General features: G+C 68.1%; 14 protein-coding genes and 1 tRNA gene. 4 read left to right on the top strand and 11 right to left on the bottom strand.

Annotated elements, in window-relative coordinates; genetic code table 11:
• Nucleotides 1-47: 47 nt before the first annotated feature.
• From G6N53_RS12490 to G6N53_RS12460, 7 genes are all read right to left on the bottom strand, one after another.
• Entirely contained in the window at nt 48-1,877 is a 1,830-nt protein-coding gene (locus G6N53_RS12490) for a hypothetical protein (protein WP_163888739.1), read from the bottom strand.
• Between the two features lie 265 nt (nt 1,878-2,142).
• Nucleotides 2,143-2,219, bottom strand: a tRNA-Met gene (locus G6N53_RS12485).
• A 140-nt stretch (nt 2,220-2,359) separates the two neighbouring features.
• Nucleotides 2,360-3,739, bottom strand: a complete 1,380-nt coding sequence (locus tag G6N53_RS12480; RefSeq protein ID WP_163888738.1) for an FAD-binding oxidoreductase — start codon at nt 3,737-3,739, stop codon at nt 2,360-2,362.
• A 145-nt stretch (nt 3,740-3,884) separates the two neighbouring features.
• A complete protein-coding gene (locus tag G6N53_RS12475; protein ID WP_163888737.1) occupies nt 3,885-4,505 on the bottom strand; it encodes a hypothetical protein in 621 nt (206 codons plus the stop codon).
• Nucleotides 4,506-4,601: 96 nt separating this feature from the next.
• Nucleotides 4,602-8,054, bottom strand: a complete 3,453-nt coding sequence (locus G6N53_RS12470; RefSeq protein WP_205390368.1) for an ATP-binding protein — start codon at nt 8,052-8,054, stop codon at nt 4,602-4,604.
• Between the two features lie 12 nt (nt 8,055-8,066).
• On the bottom strand, nt 8,067-11,081 hold the full coding sequence (locus G6N53_RS12465) for a UPF0182 family protein (protein ID WP_163888736.1): 3,015 nt from the start codon (nt 11,079-11,081) through the stop codon (nt 8,067-8,069).
• An 88-nt stretch (nt 11,082-11,169) separates the two neighbouring features.
• Complete coding sequence (locus G6N53_RS12460; RefSeq protein ID WP_163888735.1) at nt 11,170-12,192, bottom strand: YlbL family protein; 1,023 nt, start codon at nt 12,190-12,192, stop codon at nt 11,170-11,172.
• A 92-nt stretch (nt 12,193-12,284) separates the two neighbouring features.
• Here G6N53_RS12460 and G6N53_RS12455 point away from each other — a divergent pair, with 92 nt between their 5' ends.
• Genes G6N53_RS12455 through G6N53_RS12445 form a run of 3 tightly spaced genes read left to right on the top strand, consistent with a single transcriptional unit; the run spans nt 12,285 to nt 15,964 of the window.
• A complete protein-coding gene (locus G6N53_RS12455) occupies nt 12,285-13,685 on the top strand; it encodes a zinc-dependent metalloprotease (RefSeq protein WP_163888734.1) in 1,401 nt (466 codons plus the stop codon).
• Between the two features lie 56 nt (nt 13,686-13,741).
• A complete protein-coding gene (locus G6N53_RS12450; RefSeq protein ID WP_163888733.1) occupies nt 13,742-14,584 on the top strand; it encodes a bacteriocin biosynthesis cyclodehydratase domain-containing protein in 843 nt (280 codons plus the stop codon).
• 42 nt (nt 14,585-14,626) lie between these two features.
• The gene (locus G6N53_RS12445; RefSeq protein ID WP_163888732.1) at nt 14,627-15,964 is read left to right on the top strand and encodes a macrolide-binding ATPase MABP-1; all 1,338 of its coding nucleotides are present in this window, start codon (nt 14,627-14,629) and stop codon (nt 15,962-15,964) included.
• 19 nt (nt 15,965-15,983) lie between these two features.
• On the opposite strand, the gene G6N53_RS12440 is transcribed toward G6N53_RS12445, so the two are convergent.
• From G6N53_RS12440 to G6N53_RS12430, 3 genes are all read right to left on the bottom strand, one after another.
• The gene (locus G6N53_RS12440) at nt 15,984-16,259 is read right to left on the bottom strand and encodes a WhiB family transcriptional regulator (RefSeq protein WP_163888731.1); all 276 of its coding nucleotides are present in this window, start codon (nt 16,257-16,259) and stop codon (nt 15,984-15,986) included.
• A gap of 167 nt (nt 16,260-16,426) precedes the next feature.
• A complete protein-coding gene (locus G6N53_RS12435) occupies nt 16,427-16,720 on the bottom strand; it encodes a hypothetical protein (RefSeq protein ID WP_163888730.1) in 294 nt (97 codons plus the stop codon).
• A gap of 5 nt (nt 16,721-16,725) precedes the next feature.
• Nucleotides 16,726-18,849, bottom strand: coding sequence for an ATP-dependent DNA helicase UvrD2 (locus G6N53_RS12430; RefSeq protein WP_163895817.1), 2,124 nt, complete (start codon nt 18,847-18,849; stop codon nt 16,726-16,728).
• A 70-nt stretch (nt 18,850-18,919) separates the two neighbouring features.
• Between G6N53_RS12430 and mrx1 the strand changes: the two genes are divergently transcribed.
• Nucleotides 18,920-19,174 (top strand): mycoredoxin Mrx1, encoded by a 255-nt coding sequence (mrx1, locus tag G6N53_RS12425; protein ID WP_163888729.1) that lies wholly within the window; start codon nt 18,920-18,922, stop codon nt 19,172-19,174.
• Nucleotides 19,175-19,184: 10 nt separating this feature from the next.
• On the opposite strand, the gene nudC is transcribed toward mrx1, so the two are convergent.
• The gene (nudC, locus tag G6N53_RS12420) at nt 19,185-20,117 is read right to left on the bottom strand and encodes an NAD(+) diphosphatase (RefSeq protein WP_163888728.1); all 933 of its coding nucleotides are present in this window, start codon (nt 20,115-20,117) and stop codon (nt 19,185-19,187) included.
• Nucleotides 20,118-20,130: the final 13 nt, after the last annotated feature.

The raw sequence follows: 20,130 nt of genomic DNA, 5'->3' as shown, positions 1-20,130 counted from the left end.
CGGTCCTGAACGCAATCCGCTCAGTTGCGACTGCGGTCCGTCGCTCACTAAATACCGCCGTGTTCGGCGTAGAACGTCGAACGGCGCGCAAATGCGTCACGTCCACCTTCCATCAGGCGCGTGACCCGATCAACGATCTCGTCGTCGTCGAAGGCTCCCTGCACGTCCACACTGCCCGACTTGCCATCGCTTTTTAGAACGACGACGTTGTCTGCTGAGCCCAAGACGGGAATGTTGGCGTTGTGCGTCGCGACGATCGTCTGAGCTCCGTGCTCTCGCCTAGCTCGAAGGCCAGAAACTATGTTTGTCACAAGAAAAGCATTGTCCAAGTGGTCCTCCGGCTGGTCCAAGATCAGTGTTCGCTTCTGCTCAGATAGAACTATTGGAAGCGTCACTGCACACTTTTGCCCAGTGGACAGCTCATCTACACTCTTATCAACCGAACCATCCCGAAGGCGAAAATCGACGCTATCGGTCAAACGAGCCCGGCTAAGTCCATGGACAATTTCGCGGTCATCCAAATTTTCGATCAGCCGGCGCGCTTGGTCTACTGCGATACCGGCAATAGCGGCAAGGCTATTCGCGTCGTTGTTCTCGATGATTTCAAGCAGCTGCCTCGGCAACACGCGCTCCGCTACGGCGTCAACGATATTAGTTCGAGTGCCAGAGCGCCGGACAGCCCCCTGTAGGAATCGGCGGAACTCGCTGGAATCAGCAAGATGGTCGACTGCTACGACAACATTATTCGCAATCTGGGATGTCGTCGCTCGCGCGACGGCCGCCCGAGTCTCGTACAGAAGTTCTTCAGCGCGCTCCGCTTGATGAAACTCATCGGCACGCCGCTCTGAAAGGCGTGCGCGACGCGCTTCTAGAGCGCCAATTGCCAAATCATTCTCATCGAGATTTCGGAGTGCGGTTTCAATATTGCGGAGTTGCGCTGTAATTTGCCCTAAGCCCGCCTCGGCCTGATCGAGTTCGTCCCTGATTGGCGCGGCAACACCTCGCGCCGTGATGTTGTCTTGCTCTGTTGCCGCAGCGATGTCCTGGAGTCTTTCGCTAGCGAACTCCAAAACCGAGGAAGCATCCCGAGACAGCGTGACCGCTTTATCCAGTGCGTTCACAACCTCGTTCGAACTCAGAAGGGATACAGCCAGTTCGGCTGTCCGAACCATACGATCAATATGGCGCACATGGGTTTCAACCAGATCCTCGACATCAACGCTCACGGATTGTATCCGCTGCAGAGTTTGGCCTGTCTGCATGACCAACTCCTCAGCAACACGGAGTCGGTCTCGCTCCCCTGCCAGTAGAGCTGAGTTTTTCCCCAGGAGGGAAGCCTCTTGCGACCTGAGTAGCTCGCGGTCGGCCGTCAGACGACTACGCTTGGCCGCCTCTTCGCGGCGATCCTCTAATTCTCTTCTCAAATCGAAGATTTCTTCGCTGATATCTGCTGCTCGATCGCGATCGGGAATGTCCGTCGACGAACCGGTGCGCAGGTCAAGCAGATTCAACCGACTCGCCGCATCGGAGGCGATCTCCTCCAACTCATTCTGACCCAACACAAGAACCAGATGTGAAAGGTCGTGACGCCGCCCTCCGCCTTGTGCATCCACGACGAGATGTAAACCACCGTCGTCGGACTCGACGTCGACGATCACCTCGCCAGCGCCGAGCACAGCGTCGAGAAATGCCTGGCGACTCCGCTCTGCAGCTGGGCTCTGCTCAGCGTGTTGGGCTCCAACAGCGTGACGCAGAAGTTCGAGAAATGTCGTCTTGCCTACACCTCGGGGGCCCACGACAACATTCAGCCCCTTCGCCAAGGACACGTCGAGGCCGTTCAGGAAACCGCCGGTGATCCTAATCCTCGATATCCACATGTCCTTCTGCCCCTCCTCCCCGCAAGTGGAGAATTAGCGGGTGGCTGTTCGCGCTGACCATATCGGACGGGACAGCGAGATGACGTGTTCGACGCCTTCCTTCTTTCAGCTTGCCGCCGCGGGGCACTCGACTTGCGATTGGTGCCTGCTTTGCGGGGTCCGCGTGATTTACCAACTCGAATACTTAGTCAAGCTAATGTTCCCAAAAGTGTTCCCAAAACCAATGAAAACGGCCCCCGGAGTTACCTCCGAGGGCCGTTTTACCTGGTAGCGGGGACAGGATTCGAACCTGCGACCTCTGGGTTATGAGCCCAGCGAGCTACCGAGCTGCTCCACCCCGCGATGGTGAACGCAAGGTTACCCATGCTGCCGCGCCGCCTCCAAATCGCCTGTTCAGGCACCCTCGCGGGCCGCGAGCGCGCGCGTTTGCACACGATTTCCGGCGCGGCGACGGGCAGACACGCGCGCTCGCGGGGAAACGGTCAGCGCACCACCTGGCCGGTGGCCAGCACCCGGGCCGGGTCGTAGCGCTCAGCCAACGCCGCCAGCCAGTACCGGGTGTCGTCGTTGTAGACCCGCGACGGGCGCGCCGGGTCATACGACGGCGCGAAGTTCGCCATCTGCCCCCCGGTCGACCACGGTGCGACGGCGTGGACCACCGACGAGGCGTGGCCGATCACCATGTCGGCGATCTCCGGGATGAGCGCGCCGATGACCGCGAGTGAGAACGCGGCGTCGCGCTGGCAGAACGCGCTGCGGTGCCGCGGCTCACGCGCCAGCGCTCCTCCGAGCAACCGAAGCTCGACAATCGCCTGCGGGGAGCCTGAACCGGGGCCTGCGGCTGCGAGCAGCGCATCCACCGCCTCGGCGGGCAGTGCCGTCAGCAACGCCTGGTCCTCGTTGATCGGCATCGGATCCACCGGGTCGGCGTGTACCGCGCCGATAGCGGCATACGGCAGCACCCCCACGGTGTCCATCAGCGGCGTCGCCACCGTTCGCATCGGCTCCAGCGCCCGCTCGGCCTCCGCGAAATCTCCCACCGCGGTGTAGCGCACCGCGACCGTCATCCGGCCGGCCAGGGCTTCGGGAACCCCCGGCAGCGGTGGCAGCTGCTGTACCGCGATCGACGTGTTGATCGTCTCGGGCAGCTGGACGCTCCAGGCCGCCCACTCGTGCAGCACCGCGGTCACGTCGGCGCCGTCGAAATAGACTGCGCCGCCGTAGAACTGTTCGATCGGCAACAGGTCGATCTCGACCGCGGTGACGATGCCGAGCGTGGCCTTGCCGCCGCGCAGGCCCCAGAACAGGTCGGCGTTCTCGTCCGGCGTGGCGTGCAACAGCCGACCCTCCCCGGTGACCACGTCGAAGGCCCGCACGTGATCGGCCGACAGCCCGACGGTGCGCACCAGCGGCCCGATCCCGCCGCCGGTGAGATAGCCGACCACTCCGACGCCCGGTGCCGAACCGCACAGCGGCGCAAGGCCGTGCGGGGTGGCCGCCTCGAGCACATCCTGCCACCGCGCGCCGGCCCCCACCCGCGCCGTGCGGTGTACGACGTCGACCTCGCAGTGCCTCATCGCCGAGGTCTGCACCAGGATCGTGTCCCGCCCCACCCCGACGGCGCCGTGCCCGGTCGCCTGGACGGTGACCGAGAAACCGTGGGCGGCTGCGAACCTGACCGTGCCCGCCACATCCTCGGGCGAGGTCGCCAGCACGACCGCCGCCGGGGTCACAGGCGCCGCGACGTTCCACGGCGTGCACCGCTCGTAGCCCGGCTCTCCGGGCAGTGCCACGGGTGTCGCGACCTGATCACGCAGCGTGCGCAGCACCTCATCGCAGGTCAGATTGGTTGGTGTCGTCATCGAAGTCCTTTCTGGGAATGCTCGACGAGAAGCATCACCCAGCGGACTTGGCGGACCCTTGGTCTACGACACCAAGAAAAAACCAAGCGGTTTCGGCGTGCTTCGTCACCCCCGCGGTGACCAGCTACGCCGAAGTCACCCCGGGTCAGGCCATCTCGGGGACCCGCAGATGTGCCAGCACCAGGTCGAACTCGCATTCGTCGAGCACCTCGGCGCCGGTGTCACGGGCGGTGGCGAGCTTGAGCGCATCGGTCGCGATCCGGCTGCGCCTCATCGCCTCGGGGCTGTCGAACGTCACCGATGCGACGCCGAAGCCGGAGTCCCGGTCCACCAGCAGGCTGGCGCTGCAGAATCCGTCGAGCTCTTCCAGCGCGGGGATGGTGGCCATCCGGTAGCCGTCGATCGCGCGATCGGCCAGCTCGGAATCGACCCGGGCCCAGGTCACCCGGACGCACGCCCCCGGTGCCGAGTGGTGATGCCGGTGCAGAGCGGCGATCTCCCACTCGTCGACGGTGGGGCTGCCGCCGAGAATCGCCGCAGCCCGGTCGCGCAGGTCGCTGGTGACCGGGCCGCTGGCGTGCATCGCCTCCTCGGACTGCCAGGCGGTGGTCGCGATGCATCGACCGGTCAGCCGGTCCACGAGCAGGGACAACCCGACGTAGCCGTCGAGACCGGACAGCGCCGGCCAGACCGTGTCGTGAATGTAGGCGATGCCGGCGTCGATCTCCGAGGACCGCGCGTGAATAGTGGAACTGCGTGCGTACATGGGTCTGCCTCCGTGGTCCTCGGCAGCGTCCCAGCGGCGCCGCCGGACCACTCCATCGTCCTCTTCGACACGGGCCAGAGCAATGGCCGCAGGGGGTCAGACCAGAGCGCGCGCCGCCTGCACGACCGTGGACATTCCCGCCGCCGCGGCGTCGCTCGCCAGCGTGCGGGCCAGGGCGGACCTGCCCGGGCCAGGCTCGGTCAGCTCACACTCCAGCAACCGGCACCGCAGCAGCGTGGGCACGCCGCCGCTGCGCTCGGCGATGTCCCGCGCCGACGCCACGTCCTGTGCCGCACGCTGACGGTCATCCCGCAGCGCGTGCAGCCGCGCGGTGGCCAGGCTGACCGGTCCGGCGAGGCCGACCTGACCGATCACCGCGATCCGGTCGCGGAACGGGTCGAGCTGGACCAGCAGCGGGTCCGCGAACTCCGGTAACCGGTGATCAGCGGCCAGATGGGCCAACAGCGTCAGGTGACCCAGCGTCGTCCAGATATGACCCCGACCGGTGGCGTCCACGCTCCTGCGCAGCGTGGCGGCGGCATCGGCGCGGGCTTGGGGACCGGTGGCCAACGTGAGCAGTGCGGTGCGCACCACCCCCACCATGCCCTGTCCGCCGGTCGCCTGGCTGGCATGCAGATCGGTCCACCCTGGGTCCAACGGGCCGCCCCGCTCCCGCAGCAGTGACGCCGCGGCCAGCAGCCCGCTTCCCGCTTCGTAGAGCTCGGTCTGCTCGTGCACGTGCGCGGCAGTGGCGTGGTGGCGTGCGGCCTGGGCGAAGTCTCCGACCCACATCGCCAGTACCGCTTCCATCCACCGCAATTGCGCCCGCAGCACCGGGAGCTTGAGTTCCTCGCTGCCCGCGATGCCCTCGAGCAGATGGCGGCGCGCCCCGGCCACGTCCGCGAGGTTCATCGCCGCCATCGTCGCCACCGAATGGGCGATCACCGCATCCTCGCGTGATCTGCTGTGCCGCAGCGAATTCAACCGCCGCACCCAGGACAGCGTCTGATGGCTCAGCGTGCAGACCCCGGAGTAGGTGATGAGCCTGCCCACCAGGACGTCGGCCAGCACATCTGGGTCACTCGCCGCTTCGGCGAGCCGCTCGGCCCGGTCCAGCAGCTCGGCAGCGATGCCGGGATCGGGGTGATAACAGTGACCCACGGCCAGCGCCGGCAGCACCCTGGCCGCCGAGGCCGGGGCGTCCTCGGACGGCGTCGCGGCCCGCTCCAGCAGCGTAATCAACTGCCCCGGGTCGTGCCCGGGGGCCAGCCACGGCCATCCCCCGCTGGCACGCAGCAGCGCGCTGGCCACCCGGCCCGCCGTCGCGGCCCGCCCGGTACGCAACGCCTCGCCCAGATAACGCTGCACGCTGTCGAGCACCAACTGGCCCCGACCGGCCCGGGAGTGCGCCTCGAGCAGCTCCACGGTCAGCGCGTCCCGCTCACCGTCCTCGCGGGCCGACGCCGGCAGCAGGTCGTAGGCGTCCAGCGCCGACTGCCACCACCCCGCCGCGATGTCCGAACTCCACTGTGCGGTGGCTTGTTCGGCGGCCACCCGGCAGGCCCGCACCACCTCCGCCGGCTCGACCAGGGGCTGCGCCGCGACGAGATGCTGCGCGCGCCGCGTCGGGCCGCCCTGCTGGGCATCGTCCGACAGCACTTCAGCGATCTTGGCGTGCAACCTTTTCCGCCGCAACGCCGGCATTGTGGCGAGCAACTGCTCCCGCAGCAGGCCGTGGGCGAACCCGTATCCGTCTCCGACGTGGGAGACGACGATGATCCGTTCGTCGGCCGCCTCGTCGAGGTGGTCGGCGAGGGTGTCCAGATCCAGCCCGGTCGCCCGCGCGAGCAGCGGGACCGCGGCGGCGTCGATCGTGTCGCCGATGACCGCGGCGGTGCGCAGCACCGACACGACGGCCGGGTCCAGCGCGGCCAGCCGCCGGTCGAGCACCGAGCGCACCGCCCGCGGGATCTCGTTGCCGGCCCGTTCGGCGCGCGGCAGCCGGGCGTACTCGGAGACGAAAAACGGGTTCCCGCCGGTGCGGTCGGCCAGCTCGGCAGCCTCGGCTGCGGTCACGACCTCCTCGGCGACCTCGTTGGCCAACGTCGCGACGTCGGCCGACGACAGCGCCGGGACGTCGATGTGGCGGTTGTCCTCCCCGCGGGCCACGGTGCTCAACAGCCGCGCGACCTCGGGGGTCAGCTCTGCGTCGCGCACCGTCACGATCAACAGCACCCTGCTGCCGCGGAGCGCCCCGGCGACATAGGCCAGGCAGCCGGCCGAGGCGGTGTCGGCCCACTGGACATCGTCCACGATCACCGCCAGTAAACCGGGCGTCGATTCCAGTAGCGACTGGATACGTTCGTAGACAAGGAATCTGGCGGTGTCGGGGTCGGCATCGGGGGGGACCTCGAGCACGTCGTCGGCGTCCCCGCCGAGTGCACGCACCAGTTGGCGCATCGGCCACCACGGCGGCGTCGCCCCCTCATCAGGGCAGCCGACCCAGATGACCTCGCCGCCGTCGGCGGACACCAGACCCGCGATCTCCTCGGCGAGGCGGGTTTTTCCGATACCGGGTGGGCCCGACAGCACCAGCCATCCGGTCGCACCAGCGCTCGCCCGTGCCAGAATCTCGCCGGCCCTGGCCAGTTCGCGTCCCCGGCCCACCAGTGGCACCCGCCGCGGACCGGCCTCGACCGTGGTCTCGACCACGCTCACCGCCTCGGGTGCGGGGAGTGCCGCGGCGCCGGTCCATTCCGGCGAGCGCGGCCATCCCGCCAGTTCGGGCGCCTGCCGCAGGATCGCCGTCTGCAGTGCCCGCAGTTCCGGTCCCGGTTCCAGACCGAGTTCGTCATCCAGCCGCCGCGCATGCCGGGTGTAGGTCTCCAAAGCCTCGGCAGCCCGACCGGCGCGGTAGAGCGCCAGCATCTGCAGTCGGCATCCGCGGTCGGCGAACGGGTCCCGTTCGCGCAGTCGTGACACCTCGGTCAGCGCGCGCGGTACCCGCCCCAGGGCAAGCAGCGCAATCACTTTGTTGGCCAGGCATTCCGAGGACATCTCGGCCACCCGAGCCGCGTCTTCCCGGACCCACGCCCCATCTGCCAGGTCTTCCAGCAGCTCGCCCCGCACCAGGGCCAGCGCCGCCTCCGCCTCCGCCAGTACCTCGTCCCAGCGCTCGGCCTCGACTGCCGCCGCGGCACGCACGCACCCGGCGGTGAAGACCGTCAGGTCGACGGTCTCGGCATCGACGTCGAGGTAGTAGCCCGGCGACCGGCGCACGATCGGTTGTGCCACCGAGGAAGCCATCGGCGAGTCACCCGGTCCGGCACGCAGGATGCGGCGCAGGTTGGAGACGTAGGCCTGCAGTCCGGCCGTGGCGCTGGCGGGGACGTCGTCCCCCCAGACGACGTCGATGAGCCGGTCCACCGACACCACCCGGCCCTGCGCCAGCAGCAATGCCGCCAGCACCGCCCGCTGTTTGGGCGGGCCGAGGTCCAGGACGGTCTCTCCCTGGACCACCTGAAGTGGGCCGAGCAACCGATATCGCACCGGCGGAGGCGACTACTCGGTGGTCTGGTACTCGTTCACCGCGTCGTCGAGGCGTTGCAGTGCCTCGCCGTACTCGGCGAAGTCACCGCTGCGCTGCGCCTCCTGAATGGCATCGAGAGCCTGGTTGACATCTTCCAGCGCAGCGGCTTTCGCCCCGGACAACTCGGTCGGCCCGGACGGAACCGCCGCGGGAGCCGGCGCTTCGGGCTGCGCCTGCGGGTTGTCGCCGCCGGGCCGGCTCGCCGGTGGCGTCACCGAAGCCTGCTGGTCGGCCTGCGGTTGGGCCGCGGGTTGCTCTCCGCCGGTGGGTTCCGGCCCGGTGGCGGTGGCGTCGGCACCCGCTCCGAACAGATCGGTCAGCGCGTCCCGCACCGTCGGCCCGTAGCCGATCTTGTCGTTGTACATCATCGCGACACGGATCAACCGTGGGTACGACGACGCCGCGTCGGTGTTGCCCGGCGAGGCGTAAACCGGCGCCACGTAGAGCAGCCCGCCCTCGGCGATCGGCAGCGTCAACAGATTGCCCCAGCGGATCCGGTTCTGGTTGTCCCGACCGATCACACCGAGGTCCTGGCTGACCGCGGTGTCGGTGCTGATCGCGTTGAACGCCAGCTTGGGGCCGTTGACCTGGCCCGGGATCGTCAGCACCGTGATCCGGCCATACGTGTCGGGATCCGAGCTGGCGCTGATGTAGGCCGCCAGGAAGTCCCGCTGGAACCGGTTCATCGCGCTGGTCAACTGGAACGACGACGTCCGGTCTTGCAGCGCAAGGTCTTTGGCGACGATGTAGTACGGCGGCTGGTAGCTGCTGGCCGTCGGGTTCGGATCCAGCGGCACGTCCCAGAAGTCCGACGTCGAGAAGAACGTCACCGGATCGTCGACGTGGTACTTGGCCAGCAGCGCGCGCTGCACCTTGAACAGGTCCTCCGGATAGCGCAGGTGTTCCTGCAACTCGGGGGTGATCGCGCTCTTGGGCTGGACGGTGTCCGGGAACACCTTCATCCACGCCTGCAGCACCGGGTCCTGCTCATCCTGCTGATACAGCGTCACGGTGCCGTCATAGGCGTCGACGGTGGCCTTGACCGAGTTACGGATGTAGGACACCTGCTTGTCCAACTGCAGCCGGTTCAGCGCCACCTCGGTGGAGTCGGTGGTCGCCGAAGACAGCGTCATCAGCTCCGAGTACGGGTAGTTGTCCAGCGTGGTGTAACCGTCGACGATCCACACGATCCGCTCGTCGACGATCGCCGGGTACATCGAGGTGTCAGTGGTCAGCCACGGCGCCACCGCCTTGACCCGCTCGGACGGGTCACGGTTGAACAGGATCTTGCTGTTCTCGTTGATGACATTGGAGAACAGGAAGTTGCGCTCCCCGTACTTCGCTGCGAACACGCTGCGGGAGAGCAGGTTCCCGATCGGCACCCCGCCCTCACCGGTGTAGGTGTAGTTGCGGGTGGCGGTGTTGGTCTCGTAGTCGTACTCGCGCGGCTCCCCGTTCTCGCCGACGATCGCGTAGTCGGCCGGCGTATTCGAGATGACCGGCCCGTAGTAGATGCGCGGCTGCGCCAGCGGGGCCGGTCCCGGTGAAATCACCTCACCGTTCTCGCCCACGACGCTGGCCAGGAACTCCGGGTAGCCGCCGTTCTGGTTGGGATCGTTGGCCACCCCGCGCACCGTGTTGGCCGGCGAGGCGATGAAGCCGTTGCCGTGGGTGAAGACGGTGTGCCGGTTGATCCAGTCGCGCTGGTTGTCGATCAACCGGTCCGGGTTCAGCTCGCGCGCGGCGACCACGTAGTCGCGCAGGTTGCCGTCCTCGTCGGGGTAGCGGTCCATGTTGAGCCGGTCGGGGAAGTAGTAGAAGTTCTTACCCTGCTGGAACTGGGTGAACGCCGGGCTGACGATGTTCGGGTCGAGCACCCGGATGTTCGACGTGGTCGCCCGGTCGGCGGCCACCTGCTGCGCGGTCGCGGGCGCATTGCCGGGGTAGCTGCGATAGGTCACCGCTTCCTCGGTCAGGCCGTAGGCCTGCCTGGTCGCGGTGATGCTGCGGCTGATGTACTCGCTTTCCTTCTGCGCGGCGTTGGGCCGGACGCTGATCTGCTCGACTACCAGCGGCCAGCCGGCGCCGACGACCAGCGACGACAGCAGCAGCAGCACGACACCGATCGCGGGGATCCGCAAGTCGCGCAGGAAGATCGCGGAGAACACCGCCACCGCACAGATCAGCGCGATGGCGAGCAGGATCAGCTTCGCCGGCAACACCGCATTGATGTCGGTGAACCCGGCGCCGGTGAACGGCTTGCCGCCGCGGGTGTGGCTGAGCAACTCGTAGCGGTCGAACCAGTAGGCCACCGCCTTCAGCAGCACAAAAAGGCCGACGAGGGTGATCAGTTGGATCCGCGCCGCGCGGCTGAGCGCACCGGCGCGACCGGTCAGCCGGATGCCACCGAACAGGTAGTGGCCCAGCAGGTTCGCGACGAACGCCAGGAACACGGCGACGAACAGGTAGGACAGCACCAGTCGATAGAACGGCAGATCGAAGGCATAGAAGCCCAGATCGATGCCGAACTGCGGGTCGGTGACGCCGAAGCTGCCGCCGTGCAGGAACAGCTGCACCCGGTCCCAGTAGCTCTGCGCCACGAAACCCGACAGCACACCGATGAACGCCGGCACCCCGATGCCCACCAGGCGCAGCCGCGACATCACCGCGGTGCGGTAGCGGGCCACCGGATCGTTGGGTCCCGCCGTCGGGACGAACACCGGCCGGGTGCGGTAGGCCAGCGCCAGCGCGGCGAACACCACCGCACCGATGAGGATTGCGACGACGAAGAACAACACGACGCGCGTCATGATCTGGGTGGTCCACACCGAGCGGTAGCCCAACTCACCGAACCACAACCAGTTGACGTAGGTGTCGATGAATCGGGGCCCGATCAGCAACAACACCACGACGGCCAGCGCGACCGCGATCAGAATTCGGCTTCGTCTCGTCAGCGCCGGCATTTTCGCCGCAGGCCGCATCCCCACTCGATCACTCCAGTCTCGAACATTCCCAGCGGTTGCGCAGGGACTATAACTAAGCCCTCACTGTACGCACCTGGGCCAGAGCGCACCGTCAGCAACGGGGGGGTTCGCCCCCGGCTGAAAGAGTGCGCAGCGCGTCGATCGTCTGCCCGAGGGTGTCCACCTTCAGCAGCTCGATGCCGTCCCCGTCGGCGGTCTTGGCCTCGTCGCAGTTCTCCGCAGGGACCAGGAACACACTGGCGCCGGCCTCTCTGGCGGCGACGATCTTGTGGGTGATACCCCCGATCGAGCCGACCTCGCCGTCGCCGGAGATGGTGCCGGTACCGGCCACCGACATCGAGCCGTTGATGTCGCCGGTGGTCAGCTTGTCGACCACGGCCAGGCTGAACATCAGGCCCGCGGACGGTCCGCCCACGTTGGCGAGGTTGAACTCGACGCTGAACGGCGCCCACGGCGCGTCCAGCACGCCGACCCCGAGCAGGCCCTGGTCCTTGTCGGGGTGTTCACCGAGGGTGATCTCGGCGATCCCGGCCGGGGCGTTCTTGCGGCGGTAGTCGACGACGATGGTGTCGCCGGGCTTGGTGTCCTCGAGGATCGCCTGGAACTCGTCGAGGGTGGCCACCGGCTGGTTGTCGACCGCGTCGATGGCGTCGCCGGGCTGCAGCTTGCCCTCGGACGCTCCGTCAGCATCGACGGTGCGCACGGTGACGGCCATCGGGTACTCCAGGTAGTCCAGCGCGGCGTACTCGGCGCTGTCCTCGGACCGCCGGAAGTCGGTGCTGTTCGCCTCGTCGATCTCTTCCCTGGTCTTGTCCGGCGGGTACACCAGATCGCGCGGGAGCAGCTGGTCTCGACCCGATGCCCAGAACACCAGGGCCTGTCCCAGCGTCAGTCCGTCGCGCTGCGAGACCGTGGTCATGCTGAGCTCACCGGTGGTGGGGTGCAGATCAGCGCCCTCGATGTCGACGATCTGCATTCCGTCGATCTCACCGAGGGTGTTGAACGTCGGACCGGGGCCCAGCGCTACGTAGGGCACCGTCACCGCCGTCAGCAGAATGCCGAACGTCAAAATCGGCACCAGCGCGACGATCAGGGTCGCGATCCTCCTGTTCACGCCGCCCACAGTAGAGGTACCGCCGGACGGGTTCACTGACAGCGTGACCCGCATCGCCGCACGGCGGCGCCGTGGTGAGTACGGTTGAAGGCATGGCTGACCCGCCTTTCGGCTTCTCCGCCGGGGACGACCCCGAGCGTGACAAGCGCAAGAAAGACCCTGGATCCGGTGGCGACCCCTTCGGGGGTGCATTCCCGGGGGGCAACGAGTTCGACATGTCGCAACTGGGTCAGATCTTCAGCAAGCTCGGTGAGATGTTCAGCGGCGCAGGCACCGCGGCGCCCGGCGCGCCCGGGTCCGGGCCGGTCAACTACGACCTGGCCCGTCAGCTCGCGTCGAACTCCATCGGGTTCGTGGCACCGGTGCCCGACCAGACCCGCACCGCCATCGTCGACGCCGTCCGGTTGGCCGAGACGTGGCTGGACGGGGCCACCGCGCTGCCCGCCGGGACCACCCAGTCGGTGGCGTGGACGCCGACCGACTGGATCGACAACACGCTGGACACCTGGAAGCGGCTGTGCGACCCGGTCGCCGAGCAGATCTCGACGGTGTGGGCCTCGGCGTTACCCGAGGAAGCCAAGGCCATGGCCGGCCCGCTGCTATCGATGATGTCTCAGATGGGCGGCATGGCGTTCGGCTCGCAGCTGGGCCAGGCGTTGGGCAAGCTCTCCCGAGAAGTGTTGACCTCCACCGATATCGGCCTGCCGCTGGGCCCCAAGGGCGTCGCGGCGCTGATGCCCGAAGCGGTCGAGGCCCTCGCCGAGGGCCTCGAGCACCCGCGCAGCGAGGTCGTCACGTTCCTCGCCGCGCGCGAGGCCGCCCACCATCGGTTGTTCAGCCATGTGCCGTGGCTGTCGGGCCAGTTGCTCAGCACCGTCGAGGCGTTCGCCAAGGGCACCAAGATCGACATGAGCGGCATCGAGGAGTTCGCCCGCGGCTTCAACCCCGCCTCCCTGACCGATCCGTCCGAGATGGAGCAACTGCTCAACCAGGGCATCTTCGAACCGAAGACCACCCCGGAGCAGGCCGTGGCCCTCGAACGGCTGGAGACGATGCTGGCCCTGATCGAGGGCTGGGTGCAGACGGTGGTCTCCGACGCTCTCGGGGACCGCATCCCCGGTACACCCGCGCTCAGCGAGATGCTGCGCCGGCGGCGCGGCACCGGCGGCCCGGCCGAGCAGACGTTCGCCACGCTGGTGGGCCTGGAACTGCGGCCCCGCAAGATGCGGGAGGCTGCGTCGCTGTGGGAGCGCCTGACCGAGGCCGTCGGGGCCGACGCCCGCGACGGGGTCTGGCAGCATCCCGACCTGCTGCCGAGCGCATCGGACCTGGACGAACCCGCGGGCTTCATCGACCGGATGGTGGGTGGCGACACCAGCGGGATGGACAGTGAGATCGAGGCGGCCTTGAAGGACGCAGCCGACATCGAACGTGGCATCTCCGACCCCGAGGCCGATCCCGAGCGCGGCGACGACGGAACCCCGCGGGAGTAACCCGGCCCCTGTGGATAACCCGGCTCGGGCGCGTCGCGGCGTGTCAGTGTCGTCGTATGACGCGATATGCGCTCAACCCGGCGACGCCGGTGCTGTCCCGGCCCGACGGCACCGTGCAGGTGGGCTGGAATCCGCTCCGCGCGATCATCGTCCACCCACCGGCCGGCCTGTCGTCGGAGGTGCTGACCGGGTTGCTGCGCGCGTTGCAGTCGACAGCCACGATCCCCGAGCTGCAGGCGATGCTCCCCGACCGCGCCGAGACGTCCGTGGTCGCCGGGCTGGTCACGCACCTGGCGGAGGCCGGCGCGGTCACCGTGGTGGCACCGCGGCGCAGCCGCGCGGTGTCGATCCGCGTCCACGGCAACGGCCCGTTGTCTGATCTGCTGACCGCGTCCCTGCGGTGCAGCGGGGTACGGGTCAGTCAGAGCAGCAGAACCCACGCCCGCACCGGCGCCGTCGACCTGGCCGTACTGACCGACAACCTGGTCGCCGACCCGCGCGTGGTGCGCGAACTGCACGACGCCGGCGTACCGCACCTGCCGGTGCGGGTGCGCGACGGCAGCGGGCTGATCGGCCCGCTGGTGATCCCCGGCGTGACGAGCTGTCTGCGCTGCGCTGACCTGCACCGCAGTGATCGTGACGCCGCCTGGCCTGCGGTGGCGGCGCAACTGAGCCAGACCGTGGGCACCGCCGACCGGGCGACGGTTCTGGCGACCGCCGGCCTGGCACTCAACGAGGTCGAGCACGTCGTCCGCGCGGTCCGCAGCGACAGCGGACGAGACACCGGAGCGACACCCCCGGCGCCTCCGGCGACCATCGACACCACGCTGGAATTCGACGTCGCCACCGGCTCGATCGCCGCCCGTCGATGGTCGCGGCATCCCGACTGCACCTGCTGACGAAACCCGTGCCCAACTAGTTGGTCGAAGTGCCGCGCCGTCGTGGATGATGGAGTGGTGAGTGACATCAAGCGTGGGCGCGCCGCGCGTAACGCGAAGCTCGCGTCGCTGCCTGTGGGAATGGCCGGGCGGGCGGCACTGGGCTTCGGCAAGCGTCTGACCGGCAAGTCCAGGGATGACGTCAACGCCGAGCTGATGGACCGCGCCGCTCAGCAGTTGTTCACCGTGCTCGGTGAACTCAAGGGCGGCGCGATGAAGGTCGGCCAGGCCCTCTCGGTCATGGAGGCCGCGATCCCCGAGCAGTACGGCAAGCCGTACCGCGAGGCGCTGACCAAGCTGCAGCGGGAAGCACCGCCGCTGCCCGCGCCCAAGGTGCACCGGGTCCTCGATCAGCAGCTTGGCACCAGGTGGCGGGACCGGTTCCAGTCGTTCGACGACAAGTCCATCGCGTCGGCCAGCATCGGGCAGGTGCACAAGGCGGTATGGGCCGACGGCCGCGAGGTCGCGGTCAAGATCCAGTACCCCGGCGCCGATGAGGCGTTGCGTGCCGACCTCAAGACCATGCAGCGGATGGTCAGTGTGCTCAAACAGATCTCCCCCGGCGCCGACGTTCAGGGCGTCGTCGACGAGCTGATCGAGCGCACCGAGATGGAACTGGACTACCGCCTCGAGGCCGACAATCAGCGCGCCTTCGCCAAGGCCTACCAGGGCGACCCGAACTTCGTGGTGCCGCAGGTGGTGGCCAGCGCGCCGAAGGTCGTCGTGCAGGAATGGATTGACGGCATCCCGCTGTCGCAGATCATCCGCGAGGGCACCCAGGAACAGCGCGATCTGATGGCTACCCGGATGTTCGTGTTCGCCAACGACGCGCCACGGCGACTCGAGATGGTGCACGGCGACGCTCATCCCGGCAACTTCATGCTGATGCCCGGAGACCGGATGGGCGTCATCGACTTCGGCGCGGTGGCTCCGATGCCGGGCGGCTGGCCCGCCGAGCTGGGCCAGATCCTGCGCTACGCCGTGGACAAGAACTACGACAAGCTGCTGCCCACGATGGAGAAGATGGGGTTCATCCAGAAGGGCCAGCAGGTCTCCGTCGCCGAGATCGACGACATGCTCAAGCAGTACGTCGACCCCCTGCAGGTCCCGGTGTTCCACTACACCCGCAAGTGGCTGCAGCGGATGACGACGCTGGAGCTCGACAAGGCCGCCGGCCAGATCAAGGCCGCCCGCCAGATGGACATCCCGCCCAAGCTGGCAATCCCGATGCGGGTGATCGCGTCGATCGTGGCGATCTCCTGCCAGCTCGACGCGCACGTCCCGACCCGCCGCATCGCCGAGGAGACGATGCCGGGATTCGCCGACCCCGACGCGGTGTAGCGCCGGGGCCGGCCGAGATTCACGCGGCGACAGGCTCTTTCGTGTCCTTGCGGGGCCGGCCTCGGGGCCGCTTGCGGGCGATGACGGTTCCCCGCTCGAAGATCTCGCCGCCCCACACGCCCCACGGTTCCTGACGTTCCAGCGCAGCGTTCAGGCATTCGCGCCGGATCGGGCACTGGGCACACAGCGCTTTGGCCTGCTCCAGGTCCCCCGGGTTCTCGGCGAACCAGAGATCGGGGTCCCCATCGCGACACGGAACCGCCAGTCTTGTTCTCTCACATGTCAGGGAAGACATGTCCAGTCCTCTGCTTCCTCGTTCGTTGACTCTGTCGGCCATCTGTCTGGGATGGATCTGCGACCAGGTCTTCGAGTTCGAGAGGCTGTCAGAAGCCCTGAAACGAATCTGGCCACGGATCCGGGTGATTGCGGGTCCGTGGCCTGAGGGCGTTTCGTGGGCTCTGGCTAGATGGAGCCCCGATTCACGGACGCGGCAATCGTGCCGGCTGCGGCGCGGCGCTTACGCGGCGCCGCAATAGCGGCGGTAGCCGGGATGGCGGCGGCGGGATGCGCCCAAGCAAAGGCGTGGAAGGTCCCCGGCATGCCGGCAACGCGTGCAGCGCTTACGCCGCCGAAGACATTGTTGCTTGTCATGATCGAGACACCCTCCTTTCGCACATGGCCGTCGTCTGTGTGTTCTGAGGCTAGACGGTAGCAGCCAAACCCGACAAGCGATTTTCTGACCAGCAGGTTTGGCACGATTTTTACGATGTTTGGCGGCTCTTGACCATCGAGAGCACGTCGGGGCCGAACTGTTCGAGCTTGCGGGCGCCGATGCCGGGGATGGCGACCAGCGCGGCGTCGTCGGTCGGCATCTCCTCGGCGATCGCGATCAGGGTGTTGTCGGTGAACACCACGTAGGCAGGCACGCTCATCTCTTTGGAGATCCGCAGCCGCCAGTCCTTGAGTTCGGCGAGCAGCTGCTCGTCGAGGTCGGACGGACAGTTCTCACACCGGCGCAGCACGATCGCCGCAGGCGAGGACAGCGCGGAGTTGCAGACTCGGCAGCGCGGCGCCGGGCCCCGAGGTTTGCGTGACCGGCTCGGGCCGTCGTCGCGTTGCGACTGCGGCGCGATGCCGTTGAGGAAACGCGAGGGCCGCCGGCCCTGTCGGCCTCCCGGGGTCCGGGCCAGCGCCCAGCTGAGCGCCAGATGCACTCGCGCCCTGGTGATGCCGACGTACAGCAGCCGGCGTTCCTCCTCCACGGGTTCGCTGTCCGGGCCGTGGGACAGCGCGTGGGAGATGGGCAGCGTGCCGTCGGCGAGCCCGACGAGGAACACCGCGTCCCACTCCAGGCCCTTGGCCGCGTGCAGCGACGCCAGCGTGACGCCCTGCACCACCGGTGGGTGGCGGGCGTCGGCACGCTGGCGCAACTCGACGACCAGGGCCCGCAGGTCGAGTTGTGGGCGCTGCGCGACTTCCTCGTCGACCAGTTCGGCCAGCGCGACCAGTGCCTCCCAGCGCTCCCGGGCCTTGGTGCCCGCCGGCGGTTCGGTGGTCAGCCCCAGCGGCTCCAGCGTCGCCCGTACGACGTCCGGCAGCGGCTGCTCGAGGTCTGCGGTGTCGCGTTCGGCGGCGCGTTGCAGGGCCAGCAGTGCCTGCCGGATCTCCTGGCGGCTGAAAAACCCCTCCCCGCCGCGGACCTGGTACGGGACACCCACTTCGGTGAGCGCCTCCTCGTAGACCTCCGACTGCGCGTTGATGCGGTAGAGCACCGCCACCTCGGAGGGGGCGGTGCCCGAGTCCAGGAGCTTCTTGATGTTGCGCGCCACCGCCGCCGCCTCGGCGACCTCGTCGGGAAACTCGCTGAACGTCGGCTCGGGCCCGGGTGGGCGCTGGCCGACGAGGTGCAGCTTGCTGCCCGCCATCCGGCCGCGGGCCGCGGCGATCACCCGATTGGCCAGCGACACCACCTGCGGCGTCGACCGATAGTCCCTCTCCAGGCGGATCACCGCGGCTTCGGGGAAGCGCCTGGAGAAGTCCAGAAGCTGCCGCGGGGAGGCACCGGTGAACGAATAGATCGTCTGGTTGGCGTCACCGACGACCGTGAGGTCGTCACGGTTGCCGAGCCAGGCGTCCAGGACGCGCTGCTGCAGCGGGGTGACGTCCTGGTATTCGTCGACCACGAAGCAGCGGTAACGGTCCCGGAACTCCTGGGCCACCGCGGCGTCGTTCTCGATCGCGGCGGCGGTGTGCAGCAGCAGGTCATCGAAGTCGAGCAGCATCAGATCCGCCCCGCGGGCTTTGAGTGTCTCGTAGCCGGCGTAGACGGTGGCGACCTTGCCCGCGTCGAACGGGATGTCACGCCCGACCGCAGCGACCGTCGACGCGTAGTCCTCGGGACTGATCAACGAGGCCTTGGCCCATTCGATCTCACCGGCCAGGTCGCGGACATCGTCGGTGCTGGTCGGCAACCCACCGCGGTTGGCGGCCTGGGCGACGATCGAGAACTTGGTGTCCAGCAGCTGCCACTGGGTGCTTCCCACCACCCGGGGCCAGAAGTACGACAGCTGGCGACGGGCCGCGGCGTGGAACGTCATCGCCTGCACTGCCCCGGTGCCGGTGCCGTCGTCGAGCGCACGCAGCCGCCCGCGCATCTCCCCCGCCGCGCGTTGGGTGAACGTCACCGCGAGCACCTGCGCGGGCGCGACGTGCCCGGCGGTCACCAGGTGGGCGATCCGACGGGTGATGGTGCGGGTCTTGCCGGTGCCGGCGCCGGCCAGTACGCAGACAGGTCCGCGGGCGGCGAGCACCGCCTCCCGCTGCTCCTCGTCGAGGTCGCCCAGCAACCGGTCACGCGAGGCCGTTGGGGACATGCCGACCATCATGTCAGCGCGGCCCGACATTCGTGGGCCGCGACGCGGGCATGCGGGCGGCATCGGCTACGTTGATGTGCTTATGAGCTCCGACGACACCGCTGCGGTGACCATGTACACCACCACGTGGTGTGGCTACTGCGTCCGCCTGAAGAAAGTCCTCAAGAACGAGGGCATCGCCTTCACCGAGGTCGACATCGAGACAGACCCGGCCGCCGCCGAATTCGTGGCCTCGGCCAACGGCGGGAATCAGACCGTGCCCACGTTGCGGTTCGCCGACGGCTCCACGCTGACCAACCCGAGCGGGGCACAGGTCAAGGCCAAGCTCGCCGGCTGACCCTGGCCTGCTAGTCCAGGGCCGCCCAGGATTCGATGATCTCCCGGGCGATCGAGATGGAGCCGGGCAGCAGCAGCCGCGAGGAGCTGTCGCTACTCCAATCCCCCAGCTCCAACGCCTCGCGGATCTCGCTGCGGGTGAACCATCCCGCCTCGGCGATCTCGCCGTCGTTGAACGAGAACTCCTGCTCGGGATCGCCGAGCGCGTGGAATCCGACCATCAGCGACCGCGGGAACGGCCACGGCTGGCTGCCCAGGTACTCGACATCGGTGACGGTCAGGCCGATCTCCTCGGAGATCTCGCGAACCACGCAGGATTCGAACGACTCGCCGGCCTCGACGAACCCGGCCAGAATCGAGAACAACCGCTCCGGCCACAGCGTCTGACGGGCCAGCACGGCGCGGTCGTGTCCGTCGTGCACCAGACAGATCACCGCGGGATCGATGCGCGGGAACTCTTCTCGGCCAGTTACCGGGTTCACCCGCGACCACCCGGCCTTGATCGCCGTGGTGGCCGACCCGTCGACGGGGCTGAACCGGGCGCTGTCATGCCAGTTCAACAGCGCGGTGGCGGTCGCCACCAGCTGCGCACTGACGTCGTCGAAGACCTCGCCGGCCCGACGCAGATCCAGCACCTCGGTCGGCGCACGGGGATCCTCAGGAGGCTGGAGGTCGGCGCGGATCGCCCACGCATGACGGCCGTCGGCGAGACGTCCGAGGAATACCGCGTCCTGCGGCGGCGCGTCGCCCACCTCGGCGGCCCGGCCGAGCACCGCCCGGCCCTCGGAGATCAGCACCTGGTTGCGGCGGTCCACCCGCAGCAGCAGGGCATCCGGCCATCCCGCCACCGCAGCGTCGACGTCGGTGCGCAGCGCGTCGGCGCGGTCGGCACCGACCCGCGACAGCAGCGGGACGTTCCGCAGCCGGAACCCCGGCGCGCTCATCGGGACACTCTGC

This window comes from Mycolicibacterium hippocampi, from assembly GCF_010723735.1.
Classification (GTDB): Bacteria; Actinomycetota; Actinomycetes; order Mycobacteriales; family Mycobacteriaceae; genus Mycobacterium; species Mycobacterium hippocampi.
Note: the sequence above shows the minus strand (reverse complement) of the source record. Positions and strands in the feature narration are given on the sequence as shown.

Coding starts and splice junctions, on each gene's coding strand:
- G6N53_RS12490 (WP_163888739.1), bottom strand. CDS start 1,877: ATGTGGATATCGAGGATTAGGATCACCGGCGGTTTCCTGAACGGCCTC.
- G6N53_RS12480 (WP_163888738.1), bottom strand. CDS start 3,739: ATGACGACACCAACCAATCTGACCTGCGATGAGGTGCTGCGCACGCTG.
- G6N53_RS12475 (WP_163888737.1), bottom strand. CDS start 4,505: ATGTACGCACGCAGTTCCACTATTCACGCGCGGTCCTCGGAGATCGAC.
- G6N53_RS12455 (WP_163888734.1), top strand. CDS start 12,285: ATGGCTGACCCGCCTTTCGGCTTCTCCGCCGGGGACGACCCCGAGCGT.
- G6N53_RS12450 (WP_163888733.1), top strand. CDS start 13,742: ATGACGCGATATGCGCTCAACCCGGCGACGCCGGTGCTGTCCCGGCCC.
- G6N53_RS12440 (WP_163888731.1), bottom strand. CDS start 16,259: ATGTCTTCCCTGACATGTGAGAGAACAAGACTGGCGGTTCCGTGTCGC.
- G6N53_RS12430 (WP_163895817.1), bottom strand. CDS start 18,849: ATGATGGTCGGCATGTCCCCAACGGCCTCGCGTGACCGGTTGCTGGGC.
- mrx1 (WP_163888729.1), top strand. CDS start 18,920: ATGAGCTCCGACGACACCGCTGCGGTGACCATGTACACCACCACGTGG.
- nudC (WP_163888728.1), bottom strand. CDS start 20,117: ATGAGCGCGCCGGGGTTCCGGCTGCGGAACGTCCCGCTGCTGTCGCGG.